The following is a 21,035-nucleotide window of genomic DNA, read 5'->3' as shown; positions in this document are numbered from 1 at the left end:
TGAGTCAGAATCTCACGAGATCACCGGGTTCCGTTTGCCGGCTGGTAGCTCGTGAGACGGCTTCTTCGACGATAGTCAGCTCGTACAGCAGGTGATCCTTCACCGGGATGCTGGCGATCTGAATCGCGTAGATGCGAGCCGCTAGATCTTTCGTACCTAAAGACACATGTTCGGTCGACACCAGTTCGCCAAGCGCATCGACGAGCCGAGTGTAGTCCGGAGTACCAGCCAGGTCGCGAGGCATTCCTCGGAGAATCGACTTAATGTGTTGCATCTCGAATTCCGCAGCTCGGCTGAACTCGATTTGCGAGAGAACGCTTGCAGCTCTGGTGGTATTCGGATCCGAAATCGGTACCGTCTGAGTATGAATGATGCTGGGCGTCACGCGCACGTCCAGTTGGCGGAGCAGCTGTATCTGCTCGTCGCACAGAGTCTTCAGTGAGTCGATGCCAGTAATGACCGCGCGTACCAGGCGGTGAAATCCGTCGGTTCCAGTGAACCGTCCGGGTTCGATAGGTGTACCCCAGGGGCTGACGCGTACGGGCTCGGTCTTGATATTCCACGTGAGGTCTCCGAACATCGTCTGCCACGAAGATGGGAAGAATTCAGCATACACCTCGGCTGCCCGGGCGACGATAGAAGTGTCAGTAAGAACGGCTCGAAGATCGTCTATAGTCGGTTCGAGATCAGTCATCGGCGCCAAACGGTTGGACAGGTATTGCTCGAGCGGAACTGTGAATTCAGCCTGCTTTGAATGATCGAATGCGGACCACTTGTCGCCATAAACGTACTTGAACAGTTCGCAACGACCGTCTTCGAAGAACCACGGTCCGGCGATCGTTTCGTATAGATCTATTGCCGATCGATAAAACAGGGAAGCGCGGTTGATCTGGGTCTCGTCATTGCGGTATATTTTCTGCGGGAATCTGTGGGGAACTTGAGCAGTCATGAGGCTGGCAACCTTCTGTCGGCTCCACCACAGACCGAACGATGCCGGCCGAGCGGTGGCGTTCATGAGCACTGAGGGGTCGGGTGTGAAGGTGGCTCCCGGTGAGAAGACTGCGACAGTGGACAACGCCGAGTAGCGCTGTCCGATTGCTGCTAGGGATGCCTCGCCTCCGGTGCAGGACCCGTCGAAGACGCTCAGTTCAGAGCCTGAAGCAGCGATGCGCTCGAATATCCTCCTGAGCTCTCCGTAATCGACCCATGCTTCTGTGCCCAAGCCCTTCGGGTCGTCTGTCGCGGGTAGCCCGACTAGGATCGAATGTGTGTCGCACGCTTCGGTGCCGGTGTCGGAGTAGGCGCGGGCTGAGGCCCCATGGGTTGCTAGATACACGAATACGCGGTCGGATGGGCGACACGTCAATGCGACGCGGCGGAGCGCCGTGAGGCCGAAGTCCTCTGACTGCGTCACGATCGTCTTGTATCCCCGGGTCCGCAAGACAGCGGCGGTGTTGTCCACTGCCGAATGCCAATGCTGATGCCACAGGATAATCGCGGTCGCAGTCTGCGGGGTCGCGATAAAGTCAGCATCGCTCGTCGATGTGGTCCACGCGCCCAGTGCGTTCCCATTCGGATGCGTGGCACGAGACTCGAAGTTCATGCCGGCCCGGGCTAGGACTCCGACGCCCCATGGGCTCGAGACGAAGATCTCATCGTGGCCATCCCCGTCAAGGTCGGCGATCGCGAATCGGTTGTCCCGCGTGTTAAGAAGCCACTGGCCCAGCCGAGTGCCATTCGAGACGACGACGGATGTGCGCAAGGTGCCGCTGTCAATCCCCGCGATCGCGATGCCCGATTTTCCGGTGATGAGAAGGTCGGAACGGCCGTATCCGTAGAAGTCGGCTGCCAGGCTGAGTTGATTGTCATGGCAGTCGAGAGCCCAGCCGCCGAGGTCGGCGCCGTCGTCCACGACGGCGATCGCCTTGAGGGTGGAGCCGTCGACACCCAGTATCGCCAGTCCTCGCTGATTGTTCACCAGAATTCGCGCAACGCCGCGTCCGTCGAAGTACGCCACACACTCGATCCTGTCCTGTGTGGTGTCGAGGCGCCAGCCACCGAGATCGATACCGTTAGGAATCGCGGTGACGGTAGTGAGAGCTCCGCCGATCCAGCCGAGTACGGCGAGTCCCCAAGGGCTCGTGACGAGGACCTGTGCGCGTCCGGCCCCAGTGAAGTCGGCGATTGCTACAAAATTGTTATCCGCGGTGTTGAGCAACCACTGTCCGAATCGGGTTCCGTTGGGGGCCAGCATTAGTGTTGTCAGGCGACCGTTGAAGCTCAGCAGCCCAAGCCCCCAGTCGCTGGTAACGAGGAGTTCCTCGCGGCCATCACCGTTGATATCCCCGGATCCCTGTATCGTGTCGGTTGCCGTGTTTACCACCCAGCCGCCGACGCGTGAACCGTTCTGGGCCATCGCGATGCTCGTCATCTGGCGTCCGCGCGCCTTCAGTACCCCCAATCCCCACGGGCTGGACAGGAGAACCTCTCCGATTCCGTCCCCGTCAAGATCGGCACGCGCTCGGACTACACATTCGGTGCTGCCCAGTAGCCAATCGCCAATGCGGGAGCCGTTGCGGGCGAAGTACGGCGCATCGAGGTTGCGTCCGTCGAATCCGATCACGCCCCAGCCCGATTGTGTCGTGATGATGATGTCATCGCGGTCGGCTGATACGGTTCTGAGAGTGGTCATTTCGCTGCTTCCGATGGTTGGGGGTGGCGGGGATGCGCGCAATCTGTCACAGCTCGACCTCGTCGGCGAACACGAGGCGCTGTTCCCACCGGGGGTCCCCACCGGGCTGGTCCGGATCACCGGGGAAGCGCTCCCATTCCTCCACCGTCACCCGGCATCCTGATCCACCGGAGGGCGTGCGGATGCCGGTCCCCGCGGGTGGGGTCAGTTTCCCTGACCACTGCCTGACCGGGCCGCCGGAGGTAGCCAGATCGGCCAGTTCGGCATGGGCGATCGACCGCCAACCGAGGTCGCCGGGAAGGTCCGGAATGCGTCCCTGCAGCGTGGCGACGAGTACCCGTTCGGAGCCTGTATGCCGAGTCGCGGAGGGCCCCGAGACGGCGACACGGACGGCACCGTCATCCACCCGTGTGACGTGGAGGGTGCGCTCCGGTGGGATCGGGGAGAAGTCGCAGACCGTCGGCGCGGAGAGCTCGCAGCCGGCGATACTGTCCGGCTGGTACCGAGCCACGGCCAACCGGAGGAAGGGCCACGCCGCGTCCCGTGGATGAAGCGCGACATCGACGAACCAGAACCCACGATCTGCGTTGTACCGGGGCTCGTAGCCGAGTGCGGTGACGCGGTACGTGGAGTCGGGGCCGGCCGGTGCGTCCAGATTCGGCCCGATCCGGCACGGCTCGGACGGATCACGCCGATCGTCCAGGCCGACCGTGGTCAAGAAATCGGTCATGGTCAGTCCGTGCAGGTCACCGTCGAACGCGGACTCGGTCTCCCAGATCGGATCGGCCGCCCAGCGGGAGTACGGTCCGGTACCGCCGTCTCCGGGGCTGGGGGACAGCAGAACAGCGAGGAGCTCACCGTCGCCTGAGCCGAACCACGGCCGGTGCAGGTAGATCCGCACTCCCGCGCGACGATCCCGCCGGAGCGCGAGTGGCTGACCAACTTGGTACGGTCTGTCCGTCGACCAGCGGAACAGCGGGACCACCGAATGAACTTGTGGTGCTGGTGGCCGCGAGGACGAGGGAACCGATACCCGGATAGACGCGCTCATCACATGGGTCTCGGGCTGGGGGTCGGCCGGATCCTCGGGCAGGAAGTACTCCCGGAATCGGCTCGAGGCGATGAATCGGTAGTCGATGTCGCGATGCTTGGTATCGCCGAAGTCGTGGCGCGTTCCGTGCAGGCGGACGGTGGCGTCCTCGGGCCAGGCGACGTCCCCGTCGGGCAGGTCGTCGCGCGACCACAGCAGTGCCAGTCGTTCCGTCTCCTCGACGGCGGTTCTGAACGCATCGACGGTGCTGGACGTGCGCACGGGCCCGGCGCTCGCGAGATCGTCCGACACATCGGTCCAGCTGCCGCGAAGGCAGAGGTCTCCGGTGCTGCCTCCGTGAACCGCGATGCTTCCGTAGATGTTCGCGTAGGTCGAGGCATCGGTGCGGCCGGCTTCCAGACTCAGGATCGTCGGTGCTTCGACGGGCCGATTCACGGCATGGACCAGGCGCACCTCCTCCGCGGGCGTGAGCGACCAGAGGTAGCCGTCGTGGGCAGCGGTGAGCATGCCGGACAGGTCGCGGAGGGACTCGGGCTGCGCGCGCCAGCTGCCGAGGAGATCGGGTGCTCCCTCGCGTAGGGAAGATGAGACACGGACCCGCAGTGTCGCGCCTGCGGGGACTACGAAGCGGGCCTCGCCGTTCGCCGCGGATGCAGTCGGCCGGTCGGGGAAGGCTGTACCCGCGAGCGTGATCTGCGCCGAGGACGCCTCCGGCCAGGCCGCGGCGTCGGACGGGTAGTTCAGGCTGAAACCTTCGATGCCGAACGGTGGTTCGAGCGCAGGGGAGAGTTGCGCGTCCGGGAATTGGAACGCGGTTCCGCGAACGAGCGGATCGGGCAGGTAGGGAACTCGCATCGGCGTCCCCGGATGTCGCACGTACTGCTTGGCCGGCATCGGTTCGCCCTGGGGCAGTGGAAGTTCGACCCGGTCCTTCTCGTCCGCGCCGGGCTCGAGCTCGACGACAAGGGCGCCCTTCGGCAGCTCGTCGAAGACGCCCGGGTCGGAGATTCGCGCGATCCGAGGGTCCGTGATCGATCCGCTCTCCCGCAGTGCCGCGCCGAGCGCGAGGCGGATCCCCGCGGACCTGTCACCGGCGGTTCGCTCGCCTCGGACCATCGCATCGAACGCACCGTGGTGCTCGGCCTGCACCTGCGATACCTTGGGCGGCAACACGAGCCGCTGGTTGACCTCTCCCGTCGTCGTCACGGTGATCGCCAAGGTCTCGGGGTCCTGCTCCACCGAGGACCTGATCACCATCACCCGCTGGGACTCGGCCGAGGAGTACCGGCTCCTGGGTACGAGGGTCGGGGGCTGCACCGGATCCCACCTCAGGTACGGGCGCGGCACGGTGACGGTGCGCCTCCCGTCCCGGAAGGCGTAGTCGTTGTCCTGCCCGCCGTACAGACGGGCGAATTGCGTTGCCAGCACGTGCGAGAGGACCCGTGGGTCCGTATCGGTGAGCGCGCCGAAGTCGTCCGCGTACGCCTGTCGGAGAACGTCCCGCGCAGCGGAGGTCAGCATGCTTCCGGGCGTGGTGCTCGGCGTCATAACATCACGGATGACGCCGAGTCGTGCGGCGAACCGGGCCGCGATGGCGGCGTGGACCGGTTCGGGGAGCGCCGGGACGGGAGGTCCGACGGGCGGGGAGGCGATGGCGTCCTGCGCGTGCTGCAGCAGCCCGGAACCGACCGCTCCCAGGCGCTCTCCGAGACTCGACAGCGAGCTCCACGCCGCGATCTGCTCGGCCGCGAACGAACCCGGACCGACCGATTCGAGGAGTCCTCGCCAGTGGGCTTCGGCTGCATCCTGGTCGGCGTCGACCGACGGCTCCGGGCGTACGTTGCCCGCGAGGTCCACCATCCACGCCCGGAACGCGTAGGAATGACCGTATCGCAACGCGGGAAGCGTGCCCGGAACCGAACGGTGCCGGAAGGTCAGGGGGTTGGTCGGGCGGTCCGCTGCCGCCGGGTCCGGCAGCACCTGCTCGCGCATCGCCGGGTAGCCGTGCTCGTCGAGCTGAGGCGTACCGTCGGGCCGGAGCACGGGGACGTTGTCGATACGCCGTCCCGGCCGCGGCACGGACAGATTCCAGCCCTCCCACCCGAAGACGGCCTCGTGCGCGTGCACGGTGTTCTCCGGCTTCTTGTCGGGGGTCATGCCCTGTTCGACGGGGCTGCCCTGGAGGAAACCATGACCGGCACCGAGATCGCGCTCGGCCCCGTCGGTGAGCAGAGTCACCGTGGTGGTGCGGGCATGCAATGATCGCCAGATTCCGTCCGCGGTGTCCATCGCCTCCACGCGGATACCGCGGGCGACGTCCTCACTGAACAGTTCCGCACCCAGATCCACCGTGTCGCGCAACTCCTTCTGACGAGGAAGGCTGTTGCGCACCGTATCGGCCCTCCCGGTACGTACGACGGTGAACCCGCTGGAACGCAGCGCCGGTGATGCCGCGTCGACCTGCTCGCCGTTGTACTCGGCGAACGTCAGTCGTGGAAGCAGCCGGACGTACTGATCGGTCTTCAGAGCGGTACCGTCGGCATCGGCGTCCAACACCGAGAAGTGCGCCGAATCCCCCAGTGCCAATGCGCCGTCCGTCCAGTCGACGTCGGACGGAACCGTCACGAGGGCACCGTCGAGGGTGCAGCGGCAGACGGTGCGCGGCGCCGCGCCGGCCAGATCGCCGACGTTGACCTCGGCTGAGATCCAGTCGGCGGTGCGCAGCGATCCCGGTTCGAGCACTGCGAGATCGATCACCAACCCGAGCCGGCGGAGCAGATCGGGATGATCGCCGAGCGCTCCGATCCGTTCGTGGAACTCCGGGTCCCGTGCAGGCAGTGGAGGCAGCGGAGCAGCCGGGACGGGCGTCGCCGTATACGGCGTTTTCGTGTCCGGGCGGTCGTAATGGCGGCGCGCCTCGTGGAGGCGCTCGAGCATCACCCCGACAGCACCGCGTTCGTCCAGGTGCGCCTCCCGGATCGGGCGCCGGCGCAGGTCACCGTCTGGCATGTCATCCAGCCCGATGCGTCTGTCGTACTCCGCGGTCAATCCCTCGTCGTCCACGGTCAGCCGGATGGGGCTCCCGGTCGCGTCTTTCTCGGTGGGGAGGAACCCCTGACGATGACCGCGCCGGGGCCTGCGGAGCTCGGCCAACAGGGCCGGTCCGAGCGGGTGCTGCAACGGGGCTGGCGGGCGCTCGATCGACGACGCGGCGGTCAGCAGCCCCACCATGGCACCGAGGTCGTGGACTGCTGCGGCATCGAAGGTGCCCCACGGACGGTCGTACAGGTCGGGCACGTCATTGAACCGGACCGGTGTGTCGGATGGGAACAACGCCGCCCAGAGACCGGGTTCGAGGATGTCGCCTCGCGCCTCGAAGAGCGGGCGCGCAGGCACGGCAGTGCCGTTGCACAGCAGGTTCACCCGGAGGCCGTCGGCGACTACCGCGGTCCACTCGGCGAACGTGGGGAAGTCCCCGAGGTGGTCGGCACCGTCGAGCTTCGGGCTGATGAACACCGAGACGTGGAACCGGTCGTCATCTCGGGTGGAATGAGGCAGGGCGATCGCGATGAAGTTCTCGGCCATCAGTTCACAACCCTTCCACTGCGAATGCGTTCCAATACTCGTCCCAGGCCGGTGCGGAGCGATCGGCTTCGAGGACCTGTTCGGCGAGCGTCGGGTCCCCGTTGGAACCGGCGAACTGTCGACGACACTCGATGCTCACGCTCTGCGAGAAGAAGGCGACCGATACCTGCACGGTGATCCGTGCGTAGCCGACGAGTTTGCCGGTGTGGAAGTCGTAGGACAGTTCCAGGTAGAGCTCGATGGACGCCGAGATCAGGCCCAAAACACTGACCTCGCCGCGCATCCGGAAGTACGCGGCGAGCTGCCCGCCGTCACCCTCGAGCCGCAGGTAGACGCCGATCGATGCCGAGATCGATCCCGACGCGACTCCGAAATCGACCGCCAATGCGGCGGTGGCCTCGAGACCGGCCTCGAGCAACGTCAGTCGGTCCGGCGCGAGCCGTACGACGAACCATCCGCCGCCCCCGAGGCACAGCACGGTCAGTGCGAACGGTCGCTCGCGGGTGCAGAAGTTGAAGCCGACGCTGAGCGACTTGCCCAGGAACGGGATCTGCACGTCGGCGCCGAGCGAGACATTGCTGAGATTGAACACGCCGATCGCGAGATTGGGGATGGCCTGCGTGAACCCGGCTCGCGCGCCGCTCGTGTCGACGTCCACGAACGGTGGATCGCTGAAGCCGTCCAGCGGGATCAGTCGCCGCAGCCGGTCGACGAATCCCAGAATGCCGAGGAAGGCGATCTCGCCCATCTTCACGTCGATCTCGGGCTTGCCGGACGTGCCCGCGACGAAGGAGATGTTCTTCACCTTCACCCGCATCAGCGGGAAGAAGTTTTCGTCTTCGGTTCCGATCAGGTGCAGGGTGACGTTCCGCAACTCCGCCGACGATCGCATGGTGACGGTGCCGTTCCCGGTCACCTCGCCCGTCACCGAGAGCGTGAAGCCATCTTTCTCGAGCTCGAGAACGGTTGCGCCGGTGGGCAGTTTCCAGGTGGTCTTCAACGTCGGGCGGAACTCGTACCGGAAGCTCGGATGTGCGCCGATCGCGTTGATCACTGTGGCGATGTCGGTTGCTGCCGCGAGGGCACCGTCGAGGGCCTTGAGCGCGCTGCAGCCCTGGAGTGGGAGCTCGGGCTCGGAGAGCAGGGTGGCAAGGGCGTTGCGGGCATCGGTGACCGCAGTGGTGAGCTCGGGGATCTTCGGATCGGCCCCGGCGCCGACGGCCTGGGAGAGGAGCCCGGCGAGCGATTCCAGCTGCGCGCGTAGAGCGTTGGCCTCGGCAAGAACCTTGCCGGGCGCATCGGCCGCGAGCTGCGCCGCGAGAGCGGTTCCCCGGTCGATTTGTTGCACGAGCGCCGCGACCGCCGTGAGCTGCTCGGTGACCATGGCGGGGAGCGGGGAGCGGGGTGCGATCAGCGCAGCCAGGTCGACCAACCCGAACAGCCGCGGCAGTGCCCCGGCGAAGAACGCTGCCGGATCCTGCAGGCTCCCGTCGAGCGCGTCCTTCGGGGTGCCGACGGCGCCCTTCGCGCAGGAGAGGAACCGGGCGGGCAGGTTCGGCGTGACGAATCCACCGGCCCGGTCACTGCCGGCGGCGGGGGTGCCGAACGAGATGACCTCCGGCTTGCCCGCGGTCTTCGCATCGACCACCGCCCAGACATCGTCGGATACCGCGGCCGATGGCCACGGGGCGTCGCGCTGGTCGCCGGCCTCCGGACCGGGGACTCGGTACCGCACCGTGAGTGGCGGGGTGGCGGCCAACCGCGCGGCGGCTTCGACGGTGATGTCCGCGGACTCCAGCCGGGGGACGCTGTCGCCCTGTGCGGCGGTTCCGGTGAACCGCAAGGCCTGCGTGGGGTTGACCGAGCCGGTGTCGCGTGTGAACCCGACGCGTTGTCCGTGGGCGGCGATGTTGCGCCAGGACGGGTCGGCGCCGATGTACGCTTGCCCGATTCGACCATCAAGGGGAGAAACCGATTCCGCTACCCAGAGCAGCGGCGCGCGGAGCACCTGTTCGCGTCCCACCCGATCGGTGGTGCGCAGATCGAACATCACCGGGGTGGTCTCGGCGAGCCGTGGCCAGAAGACCTCCTCGTCGGAGGGTTTGAGGATCGGCGGCGAGGTGGCCGGTCCTAGGTCGACTCTGCTGAACGGCCAGGCCGGAGTGTCGGGGTAGTCGCGGCTGCGCTCGCTGACCACGATGTACATCCGCTGGTACAGCGACGCGGTCGGCCCGGCGTCGACTCCCTGTCCTGGGCCCGACACCTGGCGTTCGGTGACCTTCACCAGTGCGGCGGCGTGTCCGAGCGGGTACAGGTAGCCGGGGTAGACCACCCGGACGTACTGGTCGCGACCCTGCGGGGCGATGTGGTCCCAGGCGAGGATCGAGCTCAGGCCGCCCTTGGCGCGCAGGTGCGATGCCGAGTACTCCTTCGTGTACCACGCGCCGTGCAGGTCGAGCCACGCACCGAGCGCCGAGAGCCACAGTCGATCCGCAGCCACGGGTCGCACCGAGCGCGGCTCGTCGATCCCCGGCCAGTGTTCGGATGTCTGCCGAACGAGGCAGTTCCGATCCCTCGGTGTGAGGGAACCCGTGGCCTGGAACGGATCGTCCTTGCTCGGTGTCACCGGCGGGTCGGTCTCGATCCAGTTCGGGTAGAGGTCGCGGTCGCGCGTCCAGACGGCCCGGACGATGCGGTCGCTGCGTGGGCCCTCGTCCACCGCGCCGTCGACGCGGGTCGCCAATCGACTGTGCCACAGCTCGACGGCGCCACCACCGGCCCCGTCGTCCACCGTGCCGTCGGCGTGGGTCCAGACGCCGTCCTGGGACGGCGCGATCACCAGACGATACGGTGCCTCGATGGCGGTCTCGTCCCACCGCGGGGGAAGGGACACCGCGCCCGGGTGCTTCCACCATTCGTCGCGGATCGGCGGAATCGGGATCGGCAGACGTGGTCCGCCGGGAAGCTGCACTACGCGTTTCGATCCGAGCAGATCCCGCAGCCCGGCGGTGAGCGAATGGCCCGACTCCACGCGGACGGTGCCGCCGACGTTGCGGATCAGGTCCATGTTGCGTGCGAACACTTCCGCCGCCTCTGCCCGGGTGGCGGGGGCGGGAAGGGCGCGACGGTCCGCGGCGGTCGCCGCGGCGATGACCAGTCCGGCCCCGGTGTACCGGCCGATCAGGTCCGGTCCTACCCAGAGGAGCGACGGGCGGGTGTCGAATGAGGCGGATACAGCGCCCGCCGCACCGGATGGTCGAGCGGCCTGGGGAAGAATCGGCTCGAGAGTGCGGATCGCGGCGAGAATCCCGGTGCGCGTGAACTCGATCCGGTCGTCGGGTCCGATCCGGAAGGTGAGGCGGCTCGCCCTCGCCGGCTGATAGGCGACCGGGGTCACCGGACGAGACAACGCTGCCAATGGCGGCGTGATCGGGTGCTTGCGGTCGAGGAAGCCGTCCACCACCTCATACGTCGCCGGCCCACCGGGATCGGTGACGAACTGCGCCGCCTCCTGTCCGTGCTGGTACGAGAACCCAACGATCATGCGGGCCGCCGTTTCGTCAACGGCGCGAATGACGGGCGTTCCGGCTTCGACGGACAACCCGACCTCGAAGAACTCGACCGCCAGCGCAACCAGATCCGCGCCGCGCACCACGTCGATGGAGATCGATCGATCGGACCTGCGTCCGGACGGCCAGTTCAGTCCGCGTGAGCGGCGAAGTCCGCCGGGATAGGTGTGCGGATATCCGTCGGGCATGATTCGGCCTCCTGACGCGTAGGAGCTTCTCCGACCGAGCCTTCTCGCCCGGAGGCCCTGGTGCACGAGTAGTCGACTACTCGAATTTTCGCGGTGGGATTTCGCGTAGTCGACTACTCGCGACGTCCTCGACCGGAAGGGCTTGGCTGGAGCCGAACGTCCAGTCGAGGAGGAACCATGTCCCGCAGAATCCGGAGGGCCGCAGTCGCCGGCGTGGCAATGGCAAGTAGTTCGGTGCTGATCTTCGCGCCACCCGCCGGGGCCGGCCCCACTGTGGCCCCCGCCCTCACCCCGAACTCGGTGGTCCGGCATATGCCGCCTCCCGTCAACCAGGCGATGCTGGCGGTGATCGCACAGGTCGACGATGTGCTCAGGCAGGCGAACGTGATAACCGGCACGACGATCGCGGTGCCGCGGGGATCCGCAGGGCTCGCGTCGGTCACGGGGACCGTCAGGTCCACCGCCCCGACGCTCACGGACTCGGTCTTAGGCGGTGTGTCGGCACGCTCGGCGAGCCTCGTCGTTCCCGACCACGCCTCGGTGCTACCGAGCCCGATGGCGCCACCGAACCCGATGGCCCTGCCCGCGGTGACGCAGTTCGCCTCCCTCCTACAGCACGTGCCCGGATACGACCTGATGGTGGGCGCTGTGTCACAGGCGGGACGCGTCATCGGCCGAGTCATCGTCGTCCTCGTTGATGCGGTGGTTCCGATCAACCCGTTCGCGTCAATCGTTCGGGTCTTCATCTCTGACGGAGCTCCGGGAACAGCGGCGCACCCGGATGGCGGCAACGCGGGCCTTCTTCTCGGAGACGGTGGCGCGGGTTGGAACAGCACGGTCGCGGGGGCGAACGGTGGCAACGGCGGGACGGGCGGGCTGTTCTTCGGCGCCGGCGGCGCGGGTGGCGCGGGGGCTCCGGGAGTCCGGGGCACGGATGCCGTCAACCCCACCGCCTCCGGAGCCCGAGCCCCGTCGGGGCTCAACGGGCAGCCGGCCTCCGGGACCACATCGGGCACCGTCACCGGGGAGGACGCAGCTGCAGCGGGCCAACCGGGAGGGCCCGGCGTAGCCGGTGGGAATGGCGGCGAGGGCGGAGCCGCACACAACTACGGCACCGGTTCTGCGGCGGGTGGCGCGGGGCGGCCCGGCGGCGCGGGCGGTGCCGGCGCAGCGGGCGGATCCGGCGGTCCCGGCGGGTGGGCGACCATCGTCGGAGGCGGTATCGCCCGCGGTGGAACGGGCGGGGCCGGAGGCGCGGGAGGCACCGGAGCGGCCGGAGGAGCAGGCGGATCCGGCGGAACCGTCGATCCGGGATCCGTGGGCGGCACTGCCACCGGTGGAACGGGCGGTCGCGGCGGTCGCGGCGGTGACGGACTCCCGGGCGGCGCGGGATCGGCGGGCTCGTCCGGCGGTACGGGTGGAGCTGGCGGATGGCTCGGCGGAATCGGTGGCGCCGGAGGTGCGGGCGGCAGCGGTGGCGCCGGCGGATCGGGCTCGTCCGGCGGCGACGGCGGAGCCGGAGGCGCGGCGGGCGGGCACAACTCCCCCGACCACGGGTGGACGAACCTGGGAACGCCGGGTGCCGGTGGTGCGGGAGGCATCGGCGGCGCGGGCGGGGCGGGCGCCAGTGGCGGTGCCGGCGGCGCGGGCGGCACCGGAGGAGCCGTCTTCGGCGGCCCCGGCGCGGATGGATCACCCGGCGCAGCAGGTGCACCGGGCAGTGCCGGCGCCGATGGTGCCCCCGGTTCGACCGGCGCATCGCACCAGTGAGTGAACAGTCCTCGGGATACCAGCGAACATAAGGAATCATCATGTCCAGTACGACCAGACGAACGGTGCTCTTTTCAGCCGCGGTGACCGGGCTCGCGGTCATCGGTACGGTGCCCGCGCCGTATGCGGCTCGTTCCGTACCACCCTTGCCGTCCCACGTTCAGGCACGAGCTAGCTCCGCCGTGCTAGCGGTACGGGTTCGGGCTGCCGTTACTCGGGTCGACGGCGAACTCCAGGTGATCCCGCTTCCGCACGGGTGGACCGTGGATGTCCGACGGTCGCCGCTCGGGGCGCCACGTCTGTCTTCTGCGCCGCACTTCCGCTCCCCAGCGACGACCGTTTCATTGGCGGGCAGCACCGGTCCCGATCGGCCGTCGGGTGTTGGGTCGGGCGCTGATCCGTCAACCGAGGCACCCTCGTCCGCGACCTTACTGGTGTCGACGCAGATCGCGACGAGTCCGGCGGCACTCTCGAATTCGGGACCCGATCTCGCTTCGGTGCTGCCGGGTTCGCTGGTCGGGATCATCGTCACCGGCGGATCAGTTCCCGGACGAGCGGTGGAGAATGTGGCGAGCGCGATCGCCCCGTTCAATCCCCTCGCGGGTGCTGTCCACGCGCTCATCGGCGACGGCGCAGACGGCACCGCCGCACATCCCGATGGCTACGACGGCGGCCTGCTGTACGGGAAGGGCGGCAACGGTTGGAACAGCACCGTCGCCGGCGTTGCCGGAGGCAAGGGTGGCAATGGCGGCCTTTTCGGCGGAAACGGCGGGAACGGCGGTAGCGGGGCGAACGGCACCGGAACATTCGCGGGTACGGACGGCGGAAGCGGTGGCGCGGCAGGCCTGCTCGCCGTCTTCGCCTACGGCGGTCGCGGCGGCGACGGCGGGAGCGGGGCCGCGGGCGCCCCGGGCGGCCAGGGCAGCAGCGGATCGCCAGGCAGTGGTGGAACAGACGGTGGTGTCGGCGGCGTCGGTCGGACCGGTCCGCGGGGAGCACCGGGGCAGCCCGGCGATCCCGGGCTCGCCGGCGGCGACGGCCTGTGGGGTCGAGCCGACGGTGACGATGCGCTGTTCTATCAGTGGCAGAACGGCGGCGCGGGAGGAATCGGCGGAACCGGGCTGACCGGTGGACGTGGCGGAGTCGGTGGGGCAGGAGGTACTGGAGGCACAGGCGGTTCGGGTACCGCCGGGGCGACAGGTGGGACCGGCGGCCAGGGCGGGGCGGGACAGTCGGGCACTGCCGCCGGCTCCGGTGGAGCGGGCGGACGTGCAGGTCTGTTCGCGCTGTTCGGCGGGGGTGGTCAGGGCGGCAACGGTGGTTCCGGCGGCACCGGAGGACAGGGCGGTCGCGGTGGCACCGGTGGCACCGGCGGCACCGGCGGCGATGCCGGTGATGGCGGCCAGGGCGGCACGGGCGGTCCGGGCGGTGATGGCGGGGTCGGCGGAGTGGGCGGCCAGGGCGGCACGGGCGGTCTCGGTGGAAACGGCGGTGCCGGCGGATTCGGTGCATCGACCCCGAGTGGCGGCGATGGTGGCGCCGGTGCGCCCGGGGGTACCGGCGGAAGCGGTGGGCCCGGCGGTATCGGTGGAACCGGTGGCTACTCCGGTCCTGGCGGTCCTGGTGGTAACGGCGGCAATCCGGGTGCTCCGGGCGGCGGCGGCGCTGGTGGCGCGGGCGGGATCGGCGGCGCGGGCGGTGCCGGGGGCGCAGGTGGTCGGCCCGGCACCGGTGGGTCGGGCGGGTTGTTCGGCTCCGCGGGCACGGGCGGGACCCCCGGCATCGTCGGGCAGCCCGGGCAGGTGGGGCAGCAGGGTGACCAAGGCGGCAGCGGTGCCGCCGGGCAGCCCGGTCAGCCCGGCCGAGCGGGCGATCAGGGAACGGGGAACATGCCCGGGATCGATGGACGTGATGGCTCGCCGGGGAACCCCGGAACCCCGGGAACGGGCGGAGAGCCCGGCGGTAGCGGCGGCGCGTTCTCCGGCGGGTACGGAGGACTCGGCGGTACCGGGGGCGGTGGCGGCGCCGGAGGTAGCGGAGGCGTGGGAGGTGCCGGTGGAGTCTCGCCATAGGAGGTTCACAGGTGCGAGATACCGAAGTTGCTGTGACCGGTAGTTGTTCTGCCGTAACGAAATTACATCGTTCGGACTACGCGCAGCAGTGCCGTCGCGGCGCTACAATCTCGCAATGGTCGATGGCCGCGGTGGTGCCGGTGCGGGGCCGCGGGGGATGCCGATCACCACGTTCACGGTGGTCGGCATCCCCGGCGTCGAGATCCCGCTGTCGTCCTTCGGTGGCGAGATCGACGTCCCCGCGGCCGCCGCGCCGTCGGAGCTGATCGGTGCGGCGATCGCGCAGGTCAGCGCCGCGCGGCCGGCGCGGATCGTGGTCCTCGATGCCGAGCATCTGGACCCGCTATCGACGATCGTCGTTCGGCGGCTACGACAGGACGGGCACCGCATCGTCGAACGTTCGACTCCGCGGACAGGGCCCCGGCGGGCGCCCGCGGTTGACGCTGATCTCGTTGTGGCGGCGGAGATCCTCGCGGTGGCCGGCACCCTGCCGGCTGTCCTCCGGCCACAGCTCATAGACGAGGAGCACCTGCGTCGGCTCCGCGCCGCGCAGATACTCGGACCGGGGGACCCACTACGACTGGCGGACCCCCACGTCGCGCAGCGGCTCCTTGAAGGCATGGGGATCGCCGCGCGGCGATTGCGCGCCGGCCAGGTGGTGCGGGCCGCCCAGGCCGCGGCCGGACTTTGCGGACCGGCCGATACACGGCACGTGATCTGGATGGCCGATCTGATGACCCGCGCCGACGCGGGATGCATCGACGTGGACGTCCTCACTGCCGGTGCCGCCGCGGCGGCGACGATGGGCGAACCACATCTCGGGCGGCGCCTCGCGGAGTTCGCCGCGGATCATGGGGGTGGTCTGCCTGCGCGGCTCCAACTCGCCGCCGCGGCTGCCTGGACCGGCGACGGTGCCGCGGTCGAGTCCGCACTTGCCGGGCTGGACGTGCCGGGGGCGCCGCCGGAACTGCGCTCCTTCTGTGCGTTCGTCGGAGCGGGCTCGCTCGCCTGGAACGACGGCCGCATCGACGCCGCTCGCACGCTGCTGCAGCAGCGCCGCGACGAGTTGGGTGAGCACCCCGATGCGGCTCTGCTGGACGCCACGATCGCGCTACTGCGGTACTTCGAAGGCGATCTGGATGGCGCTCTCGCCCTGGCTGATCCACTGCTCGACAACCCGTCACCGGTGGCGGTGGTGTGGGCCGCGAGTGCCGCGGCCGCGGCCCGTGCGGCCCACGGCGAAAGCCGGGCAGCCGAGGCCGCAATCAGTGTGGGACTGGCCGCCGCCCGACGTTGCGACTCCGGCGTGCAGAGGTTCATGCTCGCCGTGGCAGCGGCCGATGCCGCGATTGCCGACGGTGACCCAGGACGGGCGCTGCGCCGCGGGGATGATTTCGACCGGCTCGCCGCTGGCGCACCACATGCGTCGGCCGTCGTCGCCGTGGCGCGCGGGCGAGCACTGCTGGCCGCAGGTCGGCCGGAGGCTGCCCGCGCAGCCTTCGAGGAAGCCCTGATCGCCATGGAAGGCATGCCGCGCGGCTGGCAGAGCGTCGCTGGGGCCGGGCTGGCGCAGGCACTGGGAGAGCTGGGGCGGCATGGCGAATCGGCTTCGGCCCTGGGCCGTGCCGAGGCGCAGCAACTGGACGGGATGCAGGTGTACCGCACCGATCTGGGACTTGCTCGGGCCTGGTCGTTCGCGGCCCGCGGCGACGTCGAGCGGGCTGTCGACGCCGCGCGCGCGGCGCTCGAAGACGCTCTCGCACAGGGGCATCGCGAGGCGGAGCTGCGATCGCGCCTAACACTGGCTCGCCTCGGCGATCGCGGCACCGCACCGTCGTCGACCGTGCACCCGCCGGGGGGTCCGGTCGGTGCCGGGCTGGTGGCCGGCTTCGCCCGGGCGCTTCGCTCGCGGGCGCCCGGGGCGCTGCTCGAGGCGGGCCGGCGGCTGCACGCCGCGGGCATGGCGTCCGCGGCGGCCGATGCGCAGGCCTGGGCTGCGGTCGAATACACGCGGGCCGGTGACGGGCCTGCCGCCACCGCCGCCCTCGCCTCGGTGTGCTCGGATTCAGACCTCCGGACACCAGCGCGCTGGGCTGCCCAGATGCGTTGCGCCGGGCTCAGTGCGAAGGAACGGCACGTGGCACGCGAGCTCGCGCGCGGAGGTGAAACCCGCGAGCTCGCGACCAGGCTCGGTGTATCGATTCGCACGGTAGAGGGACACGTGTACCACCTGCTGGCCAAATTGGGGGTGAGCAACCGCACCGAGCTGGTGGACGCACTGCCGTGGCGGGAGACGGAGACATGAGCGTGGACGCGGTACTCGACCAGGTCGTGGCGGGTGAGGGAGCCTGTGCGGTGCGGATCGACGGTGCCGTCGGCGCGCGCGCCGTGCTCTCCGACCTCGCGAAGCGCGCGCGGATAGCCGGTCGTTCGGTCTTCCGGGTCGAAGGGAGCGCGGCCCTCCACGATCTACCGTTCGGGGCGTTAGGAGGGATGGTCCGGCTGTCCGGCGGCGATCCCCCGGCCCTGATGGCACAGGCCTGCCGGCAGATCGCCGCACTTGGCGAGCCCGTGGTCGTGATCGACCATGTGCACCTTCTCGATCCGCTCAGTGCGATCTCGCTGCACCAGTCGGTGCTCCGCGGTGCGGTGCGCGTCGTCGCCCTCGCGTCGCGCTCGCAGGAGGTGAGCGAAGGCGCCGTGCGGGCGTTCATCGACGCTCTCCCGGTGGTCACCTGGAAAGGGGGAGGTGGCGGCGAACGCCCGCCGACCGTTCGCTCACTGCATCCGTTGCATCGACGCCTTCTTCAAGCACTCGCGCTCGCAGGCGATCTTTCACTCGACGATGCAGAACGCCTGTTCGGGTCCGAGGCGACGGCGGCGGTCGAATCCGCGGGTCTGGTTCGAGTGCAGGCGGTCCGTTTCAGCGCGCGCGTCACTCTGGCGGAGCGTGCTGTCGCAGATGAGGCGCTGGCCGAGCTCGGCGCGGCGGACCGGGATCGACTGTGCGCGGATCTCGTGCGTGCGCTACGCACTCGGACCGACTCCGACCCGCGTCGCCTGATCCAGAGCGCTCTGGTGATGCGGCGGGGTTCGGTCGCCGAGTACGACCCGGGGCTGCTGGTCCAGGCCGCACAGGCGGCGCACACTGTCGGAAATATCGGGCTGGCCAGGGAATTGGCGCGCCTGGCCGTTGACGCGGGAGCCGGTGCCGAGGGTGTCCTGGTGCTCGCCGAGGCGCTGACGTGGAGCGGCGCGGCGGACGACGCCGAAGCCCGGTTGGCGGACCTCGCAGCGCAGGACCTCGAGGACGCGACCGCGGTGCGGGTCGCCGCCGCCCGCGCGGCGAACCTGCACTGCAATCTTTGCGCCGGCGATCGGGCGCTTGCTGTGGTCACCGCAGCTCGTGAGCGGTTCGCTCAGTCCCCGCATCGGGATCTATTGGACGCCTTGATGATCCAGTTCTCGTTCTTCGCCGGCGACCTGGCGACGGTGCTTCGTGACGGACTGCCGATGGTGGAGATGGTCGACATCGATTCCCCGGCGATGGTCTGGCTCACCAGTGCCACTGCCAATGCATTGTCGGCTGCAGGGCGGTTCGAGGAGGCTGAGCGACATGCGCGCCTGGGCTTCGCGGCTTCGGAGCGCAGCGCCTCGGGGACGCAACGGTTCACTCTCGGCCTCGCCCTAACCGATTCGGCGCTGGCGCGGGGACGGGTCGACGAGGCCCTGCGGATCTGCGACGACCTGTACGCGCGCGCCGCGGGCGAGCCGCAGGCCACGGGCATTGTGGACGCGCTCGCCGGTCGGGTCGCGATCGCGGCCGGTGACATCGACGGTGCCGTCGCTGCGATGCGCCGTGCGGCGCAGGCCGCGCGCAGCGGTGCCACCCCCGTGTGGCAGGCCGTCGTGGCGGCCTGGCTCGCGGACACCGCGTCGACCGCCGGGCAGCGCGAGGAGGCAGTCGCGGCCTGCGAGTTCGCCATTGCGACGATGCCCCCGTACGTCCACTTCTTCGACGTGGAGCTACACGTCGCGCGCGCGGGCATCGCTGGCGACGATCGCGAGGCGGTGCGCCACCTCGAGCGCGCCGTCGCGGGGGCGCACGCGCGGGGTGACCTGGTTGGGGAGTTGCGGATGCGGATCCGACTGGTATGGCTGGGTGCCCGGGATCAGGTGGCGGTCACGGCGGCGTTGGCGACGCGGCTCGACACTCCGCTCGTCGCGTCGGTACACGACTACGCGGTCGCGATGGCGGAGCGGGACGCACGTGCATTGCGGGCGGAGAGCGAGTTGTTCGCGGACCGGGGGTGGGGCATGGGAGTGCGGGACGCGCGCGTGGCCGCGGAGGCGGAGGCGGCCCCGTCGTACGAGGGCCTGAGCGCGCGGGAGCGCGAGGTGATCAAGCTCGTCGTGGCGGGCCGCACCAATCGGGAGGTCGCCGAGGTGCTCGGCGTCGCCCTGCGCACCGTCGAGGGGCACCTGTACCGGATCTACCCGAAGGCGGGCGTCGCCAACCGCAGGGAGTTGGTCGCTCGCTTCGGGTAGCGTCCGGTTCATCCGCATCTGGTATGCACAGGACATGCGTTCACGTCGCCACCTCGCCGCCGCCCTCGTCGCTGTTCTTGCGGGCGGCACACTCGTCGCCTGCTCGCCCGGTAAGGCAGAGGACGCGGCCAAGCTCGATCTGAAGACCGGTGCGAACGCGCCGCTCACGATCAGCGCCGGGCAGCTCGCGCGTCTGGCGCAGGGCGGCGCCGTCGTCGCCGTCAAGCCGACGGCCGACGGCACCGTCGAGGCGGCGAAGGGCGGCGCTCTGGTGTTCAAGCCCAAGGCCGGTTTCACCGGGTCGGTCCAGCTCAAGGCCGTTGTCTCACCCGCGGTCGCGCTGTACTCATCGGACATCCCGCCGCTCGCCACCGTCGGCGGCGTATCCGTGGACGGCAGCGGCTACGGCTCGGTGTGGACGCCGGTCCCCGGCGCGCAGGGCGAGTTCTACGGCCTCACCGACCGCGGCCCCAACGTCGACGGTCCCGGGAAGGACGAGAAGGTGTCGGTGACGCCGGACTTCACGCCGCAGATCGGCCGGTTCGCGCTCGAGGACGGTGTTGTGAAGCTGACCAGCGTGATCACGCTCAAGGGTCGCGACGGCAAGCCGCTCAACGGTAGGAACGACACCGCCGCACCGACCGGGGAGAAGATGCTCGACCTCGACGGCCGGGAGATCCCGCCGACCGACCACGGCATCGATCCCGAGGGGCTCGTCGCGCTGCCCGACGGATCCTTCTGGGTGTCCGACGAATACGGGCCCTTCCTCATCCATTTCGATGCCAACGGCCAGGAACTCGATCGCCTCGTGCCGGGCAAGGGGCTGCCGGAGGTGCTGAAGTCCCGCACGCCCAACCAGGGCATGGAGGGACTCACCGTGACGCCCGACGGTTCGCGCCTGGTCGGGATCATGCAGTCGGCGCTGAACGTCCCGGGCCTGAACGGCAACGCGAAGGAGGTGCCGGCCGTGCGGATCGTCGTCGTCGACCTCAAGACCAAGGCCGTCCAGCAGTTCGTCTACCTCCTGGACAACCCGAAGGACACCAAGAAGGCGGTCTCCGAGATCACCGCGATCTCCAACACGGAGTTCCTCGTCGATGAGCGCGACGGCAAGCCCGCCCCTCGGGCGAACAAGACCGTCTACCGCATCAGCCTCGACGGTGCCACCCCGCTCGGTGAGCAGACTCCCGAGACGATCGTGGGCGTGAGCACGACGCCCGAGGCGGAGGCGGCGCTCAAGGGCGCCGGGATCACCCCGGTCCGCAAGACGACGGCCCTCGACCTCAGCGGCCTGGTCGACAAGCTCAACCCCGCCGGGACCTTCTTCGGCCACGACAAGGTGGAGGGCCTCGCGACCACCGACGGCGGGAAGACCCTGTTCATCGCCAACGACAGCGACTTCGGACTCGCTGGGATCGCGGGCCCGAGGACGCCCTTCCAGCTCACGGCGAAGATCCTGGCCAACGGGCTGCAGGACAGCCTCGAAATACTCAAGGTCGACACGACGAAGCTGAACGAGCCCGTCGTCGAGCGGACGATCACGGTCACCGTCGGGTAGGG

8 protein-coding genes are annotated in these 21,035 nt (G+C 69.2%); 5 read left to right on the top strand and 3 right to left on the bottom strand.

Translation table 11 applies throughout. The annotated features are described in order from the left end of the window. Positions 1–4 precede the first annotated feature (4 nt). The 3 genes from AXK60_RS12575 to AXK60_RS12565 are packed head-to-tail and all read right to left on the bottom strand — an operon-like array spanning position 5 to position 11,085. Positions 5–2,692: an FG-GAP repeat domain-containing protein gene (locus tag AXK60_RS12575; protein ID WP_139057919.1), complete on the bottom strand. Its 2,688-nt coding sequence runs from the start codon at positions 2,690–2,692 to the stop codon at positions 5–7. Positions 2,693–2,738: 46 nt separating this feature from the next. After that, positions 2,739–7,328, bottom strand: a complete 4,590-nt coding sequence (locus AXK60_RS12570; protein ID WP_068571435.1) for a hypothetical protein — start codon at positions 7,326–7,328, stop codon at positions 2,739–2,741. A gap of 4 nt (positions 7,329–7,332) precedes the next feature. After that, the gene (locus tag AXK60_RS12565; RefSeq protein ID WP_139057918.1) at positions 7,333–11,085 is read right to left on the bottom strand and encodes a hypothetical protein; all 3,753 of its coding nucleotides are present in this window, start codon (positions 11,083–11,085) and stop codon (positions 7,333–7,335) included. Positions 11,086–11,262: 177 nt separating this feature from the next. On the opposite strand from AXK60_RS12565, the gene AXK60_RS27820 reads away from it, so the two are divergent. The 5 genes from AXK60_RS27820 to AXK60_RS12540 all read left to right on the top strand — a co-directional run bounded on the left by AXK60_RS27820 (position 11,263) and on the right by AXK60_RS12540 (position 21,033). Then, entirely contained in the window at positions 11,263–12,855 is a 1,593-nt protein-coding gene (locus AXK60_RS27820; protein WP_175400002.1) for a PGRS repeat-containing protein, read from the top strand. Positions 12,856–12,896: 41 nt separating this feature from the next. After that, entirely contained in the window at positions 12,897–14,927 is a 2,031-nt protein-coding gene (locus AXK60_RS27940; RefSeq protein ID WP_425315214.1) for a PGRS repeat-containing protein, read from the top strand. A 115-nt stretch (positions 14,928–15,042) separates the two neighbouring features. Next, a complete protein-coding gene (locus tag AXK60_RS12550; RefSeq protein ID WP_139057915.1) occupies positions 15,043–17,232 on the top strand; it encodes a helix-turn-helix transcriptional regulator in 2,190 nt (729 codons plus the stop codon). Next, positions 17,229–19,475, top strand: a complete 2,247-nt coding sequence (locus AXK60_RS12545) for a helix-turn-helix transcriptional regulator (RefSeq protein WP_139057914.1) — start codon at positions 17,229–17,231, stop codon at positions 19,473–19,475. Before AXK60_RS12550 ends, AXK60_RS12545 begins: the two co-directional genes overlap by 4 nt. A gap of 34 nt (positions 19,476–19,509) precedes the next feature. Next, positions 19,510–21,033 (top strand): esterase-like activity of phytase family protein, encoded by a 1,524-nt coding sequence (locus AXK60_RS12540; protein WP_068571429.1) that lies wholly within the window; start codon positions 19,510–19,512, stop codon positions 21,031–21,033. Positions 21,034–21,035 lie beyond the last annotated feature (2 nt).

The sequence above is a fragment of the Tsukamurella pseudospumae genome (assembly GCF_001575195.1).
Taxonomy (GTDB): domain Bacteria; phylum Actinomycetota; class Actinomycetes; order Mycobacteriales; family Mycobacteriaceae; genus Tsukamurella; species Tsukamurella pseudospumae.
The sequence above is the reverse complement of the archived record's forward strand: the minus strand, read 5'-3'. Positions and strand labels throughout refer to the sequence as shown.